The organism is Waterburya sp. (assembly GCF_058530065.1).
Map to the genome: position 1 here is coordinate 1 of NZ_JBZNBU010000110.1, position 6,915 is coordinate 6,915.

Below are 6,915 nucleotides of genomic sequence, written 5' to 3' on the forward strand. Positions count from 1 at the left end.
AAACAAAGAGCCAACCAAAACCATCGCCATGATAAAGACAAAATACATAATCGCTGAAGTAGCGACAAAAGTAGAACCAATGATTGCCATCTGTTTTCTACTTCGGGTGTGAGTCAACAAGGAAAGGAGAATAATTAGCACCGTAAAGGCACAAGGATTAAAACCATCTGCTAGGGCAATAGTAGAAACAAAGAGAGGAAAAGGTAAACCTTGAGCGAATTCTTTAAGGGCGATATCTGGAGTGACCGCAAAAAACCAAAAAAGACTAACTACAATAACTACAATCAGTCCCAAACCAAAGGGCGATTTTCCCCGATTTCTCAGCAACTTCTTCAAGCCTAGGGGATATGCCAGTAAATATAAAATTGGTAAGGCTAATATGTGCCAGGGTAAAGATGAACTAGAAATTTGCTTTTTTTTAGGCGATTCCGTAGCTGCCAGATTAACTGGATGTCCTAACTCGGTTTCAATGGCAGTAATAATTTGATTTTTGTAACCGATATAACCTTGATAAACTGGGTTATATTCTAATTCTCCTTCACTTTCGCTGTAGCCAATAAACTGCTTATCTCCTACTAAAGTACGGGGAACTGCTTCCGATTTAAGCTGATGTTTCTCCCGAAAATTCTGCCAGACTTGGGGATGTTCGCTCACTTCATAATCGTGCAATTTTATTTCAGCATTAAGTCCAGCCACATTTTCCATTACTGGTTTTTGCTCCAGACAATGAGGACAAGTCTTGCTATGAAAAAAATAAATATCTACTGTCGATTCATCTGCTAGGGCGGGATTGACAAAACTTATTAAGCTAACCAAGCAATAGATAACGATAAAAACCCAAAATTTTCTATAAGCTCTCAGCTTCATGATGCTACCATTAACGACTATGACTAATGACTAGCGACCAACGACTATTACAGCGAACCGCGAAAACCTGTAATAATTCGACTACCATCTTTTTGAATGTGTATCTCTATTTGGTCGCTCGCCCAGTCTAACCTCTCTTTAAAATTTGGGTTTAAAACACGAACTTTTTGATTGCTAGAAGAAACCAAAGAATTAGGATCGTTAACTGCTAAATTTGATACAAAAGCACCATCAACTAAAATATCTAGTTGTTCGATCAATTCTTGACTGCTAGCAGGAGCATAGTCCGACTGCAACCTATCTAAAGTAAAGCCAGTAAAAGACATCACATTTAATCCTGCTGCTTTAACTTTTTTAGCTACTTCCGTTAAAGCTGGTGCTTGCCAAAAAGGTTCTCCTCCTGAAAAAGTCACTCCAGTATTTTTAGGATTATTTAAGATTTTTTCGACTAAATTATCAACAGAAATTAATTGATTTATTTCAAAAGACCACGAACTTGGATTAAAACAACCGTCGCATTCTCGCTGACATCCCTGTAACCAAACAACTGCTCGAACCCCAGGACCATTGACTTCCGATTCGTTGACATATCCCATAATATTGAGATAACCTGGGGGAATTTCTAATAGCTGAAGATAAGGATCGATTTTAGTTTTACTCATCTTATTTTCCGATAATTTAATTTACATCTCTAGACTAAATAATCATGTCAGAGAAAGGTGACTATTGCGGTACTTAGGTTTATATTTTATTTTTTATTTTAAAAGCAGGTTAAACCTTTAATAATTATTGATAATCTTAGCGACCGCCTCATAAATTTCAAGAAAAGTTTATAAGAAAATCTTAAGAAAAGATGATTGAGAAAAAATATTTTTTTATAATGGTTGGTGTATCGAGAAAATGTCTTAATTTTTCAATTTGTTAAGCAAATAATACGAGGAGAAATAGATGATTCGGCTATTAGTCAACCTGCTCGTATTGGTAATTAATGTATTGTATCGCGATCGCCCTGATTCTTGCTTTTATATTCTAGAAACCATAGCCAAAGTTCCTGATTTTGCTTATATATCCTCACTCCACCTTTATGAGACATATCGTCATCAAACTCAACTAAAATCTCAAGCTTCACCTCAAATAGCTATCGATTACTACCGCGATGGGGATCTATATCATATGTTTGATGAATTTCCCACAGCAAAACTATGATTGCTTGTCGGCAACCCCATGCCAAACACAATTTAAGCAGTCCCCATTCTTCAGAAAAATACTTTCCACGAACCTATTTAATTAATCAAATAATTAATCAAACAAAATAGATTACCCAGATCTAAGGAGATAATTATGTACCAAAAAATTCTCGTCGCCCTAGATGACAGCAACCTGAGCCAAAAGGCATTTCAACAGAGTCTATCCCTAGCCCAAGCGTTTGATGCGCAACTCATGTTACTCAATGTTGTTTCCCCTTTAGAAGCAAAATATCAAAATACTGTTTCTCTAATTGGCAGTGGCTATCATGGTACTGGTACTAACGAAATCGCCGAAGCAGAGTGGCAGGCACTAGTAGCAAATAGAATAGACTATCTACAATCATTAGTAAATGAAGCTGAAGATGCAGGAATTACTACCGATCTAGTGCAAGAAATTGGTCAGCCAGCACAGCAAATTTGTCAATCGGCAAAAGAATGGCAAGCGGATTTAATCGTGATTGGCAGCCATGGCAGAAAAGGTTTAAACGAATTAATCGTCGGTAGTGTTAGTAACTACGTATCTCATCACGTACCCTGTGCGGTATTGCTGGTGCATTAAATAGTTTTTGCTTTTTTGTCCTTGGCAATTAACGACTACCGACTAACAACTAACGACTAATCAATGACCAATACAATAACAACTCCAAAAGGCAGAATCCATTCCATTGAAACTTGCGGTACAGTTGATGGCCCTGGTATTCGTTATGTCATCTTTACTCAAGGTTGCCCTCTTAGATGTCTCTATTGCCATAATCCCGACTGTCGCCATCCTGAAGACGGTAGAGAAGTTACGGTCGATGAATTGATTGTAGACATTCAAAAATATCGTTCTTATATGAACTCTTCTGGAGGAGGAGTGACCATCACAGGAGGCGAACCGTTAATGCAGCCAGAATTTATTACGGATATTTTTCGTCGTTGTCAAGAATTGGGGATTCACACTACTCTAGATACTTCTGGGTATGTTAATTTAGCTACGGCAAAACCAGTTTTAGATTATGTAGATTTAGTATTATTAGATATTAAGTCTTTTGACAAAAAAACCTATCATCAAGTAACTAGTGTTTGTATAGAGCCAACTTTAAATTTTGCTCGCTATCTAAGTGAAATTAAACAGTCAGCTTGGATTAGATTTGTCTTAGTTCCCAATCTTACCGACTCTCCGCAAAATATTCAAAATTTAGCTAAATTTATAGCTGGTTTAAATAATGTAGAGCGGGTAGAAATTTTACCTTTTCATAAAATGGGAGAATATAAATGGGAACAGCTTGGATACGATTATCAGCTTCGAGATACACCAGAAGCATCCCCAGAATTAGTTAGTAAAGCTAAAGCTATTTTTCAGGAATACGGAATTCAAGCTTATTAATTTAACTTATTCTTTAGCTTGAGTATTTCATGATTAACAACCAACAAGCAACAATCAATAACCAACCATTAACCACTAAGCATCAACTATGAAAGTTAATAATATCCAAGACCTCAATGCCCTGGTGCAAAAAGTCAAAACCGCTCAAAGTCAGTATGCTAATTTTAATCAACAGCAGGTAGATGATATTTTCAAAAAAGCTGCTTTAGCTGCCAACGAACAACGTATTGCTTTGGCAAAACTAGCAGTCAATGAAACGGGCATGGGAGTAGTAGAAGATAAAGTGATTAAAAACCACTTTGCCTCCGAATTTATCTACAACAAATATAAAAACGAACCTACCTGTGGTGTAATCGAATCTGACTCTCATTTCGGGATTCAAAAGATTGCCGAACCCGTAGGAATTTTGGCGGGGATCGTGCCAACGACTAATCCTACTGCCACAGCAATTTTTAAAGCTTTAATTGCCCTAAAAACCCGCAACGCCATTATTTTTTCTCCCCATCCTAGAGCTAAGGAATGTACGATCGCTGCAGCTAAAACTGTCCTCGATGCTGCAGTAGCTGCGGGTGCGCCAGAAGATATTATAGGTTGGATCGATAAGCCATCGGTGGAACTTTCTCAAGCCTTGATGCAACATCCTGACATGAATTTGATTCTAGCTACGGGTGGTCCAGGAATGGTTAAAGCAGCCTATTCTTCAGGTAAACCTTCTCTAGGTGTAGGTGCGGGTAATACTCCTGCGGTGATTGATGAAACTGCAGAAATTAGACTGGCAGTAAGCTCGATCCTCTTAAGTAAAACCTTTGACAACGGCATGATTTGCGCCTCCGAACAGTCGGTGATTGTGGTCGATGAAATGTATGATCGCGTCAAGGAAGAATTTAGTTTGCGCGGTGCATATTTCTTGAGTCCTGAAGAACAATTTAAGGTCAGCCAAGTCCTAGTTAAAGACGGACATATCAACCCTGCCATCGTCGGTCAATCAGTAGCACAAATTGGTGCATTAGCAGGAATTGAAGTAACTCCAGGTAGCAAGGTTCTCATTGGAGAAATCGATGGAGTGGGTACGCAAGAACCCTTTTCCATTGAAAAGTTATCCCCCGTACTAGCCTTATATCGAGTAGCAGACTTTGAAGCAGCTACAGCAAAAGCTGAAGAATTGATCCTACTCGGTGGTAGGGGACATACTTCTGTACTCTATACTGCTCCCAGTAATCACGATCGCATTGACTATTTTGATACTCATGTCTCGACGGGTAGGGTATTGATTAATACTCCTTCTTCCCAGGGTGCGATCGGCGATTTGTACAACTTTAAATTAGATCCCTCTTTAACTTTGGGTTGTGGTACTTGGGGCGGAAATTCTGTCAGCGAAAACGTCAGCGTTTGTCACCTACTCAACATCAAAACCGTATCCGAACGCAGACAAAATATGCTTTGGTTTCGCGTACCCCCCAAAGTCTATTTTAAATACGGCTGTTTGCCCGTAGCACTGAGAGATTTAGCGGGTAAAAAACGAGCCTTTATCGTTACCGACAAGCCTTTATATGACTTGGGCATGATCAAAGAAGTCACCGATGCTTTAGAGGAAATTCACATTGAACATCAAATCTTCTATGATGTAAAACCCGATCCCAATCTTTCTACGATTGAAATGGGGTTAGCTAGGGTTAATACCTTTAAACCCGATGTAATTATCGCCTTTGGTGGTGGTTCTCCTATGGATGCAGCCAAGATCATTTGGTTGATGTACGAACATCCCGAAATCGAATTTGAAGGCATCGCCACCAGGTTTATGGACATTCGCAAGCGGGTATACGAACTACCTCCTCTGGGTAAAAAAGCAGAGATGGTTGCCATCCCCACCACTTCGGGTACGGGTTCGGAAGTAACTCCCTTTGCCGTCGTCACCGACGATCGCGCTGGGATTAAATATCCCCTAGCAGACTATGCCCTCACTCCTACTATGGCAATCGTCGATCCCGAACTAGTGTTAAATATGCCCAAGTCTCTGACTGCTTTTGGCGGAATTGATGCTCTAACCCATGCCTTAGAAGCCTATGCTTCGGTACTGGCAACAGAATACACTGACGGTTTGGCACTACAGGCGATCGCTCTACTGATGGAATATCTTCCCCGTTCCTACAAACTAGGGGCAAAAGATCCCCTCGCCAGAGAAAAAGTCCACTACGCAGCTACCATTGCAGGGATGGCATTTGCTAATTCTTTCTTGGGTATCTGTCATTCCATGGCACACCAACTAGGGGCAACTTTCCATATTCCTCACGGTTTAGCCAATGCCCTAATGATTACCCACGTCATGCGCTATAACTCTACCGATGCGCCCTTCAAACAAACTATCTTTTCTCAATACGAATATCCCCATGCCAAGGAACGTTATGCAGAAATTGCCGACTACTTAAAACTTGGTGGCGATACCCTAGAAGAAAAGGTAGATAAATTAGTTGAGGCGATCGAACATCTCAAACAAGAAGTCGATATTCCTGCAACTATTAAAGAAGCTATGCCAGGGAAAGATGCTGAGTTTTATGCCGAAGTAGAAACCCTAGCGGAACAAGCTTTCGACGATCAGTGTACTGGTTCAAATCCTCGCTATCCGCTGATAAAAGACCTGCAAGAACTTTATACTTCAGCCTATGAAGGCAATTTCAGGCAAGATATCGGCGATTCTTCTCAATCGGAAACAAAGGAAACAGTCACAATATAATTGTTAAACACTGTTTGTAATACACAATATTTTTGGTAAAGTCGATTTCTTCTAACTTTACCTACCCTCTATAAGTTCGGCTTATAGGGGGTTTTTATTTTTTGATTCTTACAGCAGTTTTCATCTAAGTCAGGTACAGGGCGTTGGTGAATCAAGGTATGATTTAACTGTCAGGCGATCGTTAATAAGAAATATGTTTTGTGACATAAGGCACTGGAACATCGGAAAATTTTAAATAATGAATAAGTAATCTAATTGAATGCTCAAGCATCTCTAATGATTTTAAGTAACAAAGAGTTTTACGATGTAATCTTGCTAAATAGTGCCTTAATCTTGTATTTTCTCCCTCAACCCTGGTCATATAAGTCTTGCTAACAATTTGGTCGCCATCAGGAATAAAACTAGGATAAACATTCCAACCGTCAGTGACATAAAAATAACACTGCCATTTAGGGACGATTTCCCACAACGGTTTAAATGTGTTCGCGCTACGATCTCCCAAAACCCACCCTAGAATACCTGGTTGAAAATGATCTACCGCTGTCCACAGCCAAATCTTGTTGTCTTGGCGAGCATTCCCTTGCGGAAAAGTGCGGTCTTGAGCGAGAGGGGTGGCGAGGCTTCCTCGCCATACCCAATCGAAGCTTTGGGGTCTCCCCCATGAGGAGGCACGGACTCGGAGCTTGCATCCGAGTATGGAG

General features: G+C 40.0%; 7 protein-coding genes. 4 read left to right on the forward strand and 3 right to left on the reverse strand.

The genetic code is table 11. The annotated features are described in order from the left end of the window. Nucleotides 1-816 (reverse strand): thioredoxin domain-containing protein (locus AC33VI_RS07340; protein WP_491781613.1); only part of this gene is annotated, 816 nt, incomplete at its 3' end. A 98-nt stretch (nt 817-914) separates the two neighbouring features. Beyond that, nucleotides 915-1,529 carry a 4Fe-4S single cluster domain-containing protein gene (locus AC33VI_RS07345; protein ID WP_491781614.1) on the reverse strand — a complete coding sequence of 205 codons (615 nt, stop codon included), beginning with the start codon at nt 1,527-1,529 and terminating at the stop codon, nt 915-917. 286 nt (nt 1,530-1,815) lie between these two features. On the opposite strand from AC33VI_RS07345, the gene AC33VI_RS07350 reads away from it, so the two are divergent. The 4 genes from AC33VI_RS07350 to adhE all read left to right on the forward strand — a co-directional run bounded on the left by AC33VI_RS07350 (nt 1,816) and on the right by adhE (nt 6,214). After that, a complete protein-coding gene (locus tag AC33VI_RS07350; protein ID WP_491781615.1) occupies nt 1,816-2,073 on the forward strand; it encodes a hypothetical protein in 258 nt (85 codons plus the stop codon). Between the two features lie 135 nt (nt 2,074-2,208). Then, entirely contained in the window at nt 2,209-2,673 is a 465-nt protein-coding gene (locus tag AC33VI_RS07355) for a universal stress protein (RefSeq protein ID WP_491781616.1), read from the forward strand. 63 nt (nt 2,674-2,736) lie between these two features. Continuing rightward, entirely contained in the window at nt 2,737-3,483 is a 747-nt protein-coding gene (pflA, locus tag AC33VI_RS07360) for a pyruvate formate-lyase-activating protein (protein WP_491781617.1), read from the forward strand. 88 nt (nt 3,484-3,571) lie between these two features. Then, the gene (gene adhE / locus AC33VI_RS07365) at nt 3,572-6,214 is read left to right on the forward strand and encodes a bifunctional acetaldehyde-CoA/alcohol dehydrogenase (protein ID WP_491781618.1); all 2,643 of its coding nucleotides are present in this window, start codon (nt 3,572-3,574) and stop codon (nt 6,212-6,214) included. Between the two features lie 181 nt (nt 6,215-6,395). Here adhE and AC33VI_RS07370 read toward each other — a convergent pair. Then, on the reverse strand, nt 6,396-6,915 hold a 520-nt coding region (locus AC33VI_RS07370), incomplete at its 5' end, for an IS1 family transposase (RefSeq protein WP_491781619.1).

Bases quoted from the DNA above. Each gene is read 5' to 3' on its own strand.
- adhE (WP_491781618.1), top strand. From the start codon at position 3,572: ATGAAAGTTAATAATATCCAAGACCTCAATGCCCTGGTGCAAAAAGTC.
- AC33VI_RS07350 (WP_491781615.1), top strand. From the start codon at position 1,816: ATGATTCGGCTATTAGTCAACCTGCTCGTATTGGTAATTAATGTATTG.
- pflA (WP_491781617.1), top strand. From the start codon at position 2,737: ATGACCAATACAATAACAACTCCAAAAGGCAGAATCCATTCCATTGAA.
- AC33VI_RS07345 (WP_491781614.1), bottom strand. From the start codon at position 1,529: ATGAGTAAAACTAAAATCGATCCTTATCTTCAGCTATTAGAAATTCCC.
- AC33VI_RS07355 (WP_491781616.1), top strand. From the start codon at position 2,209: ATGTACCAAAAAATTCTCGTCGCCCTAGATGACAGCAACCTGAGCCAA.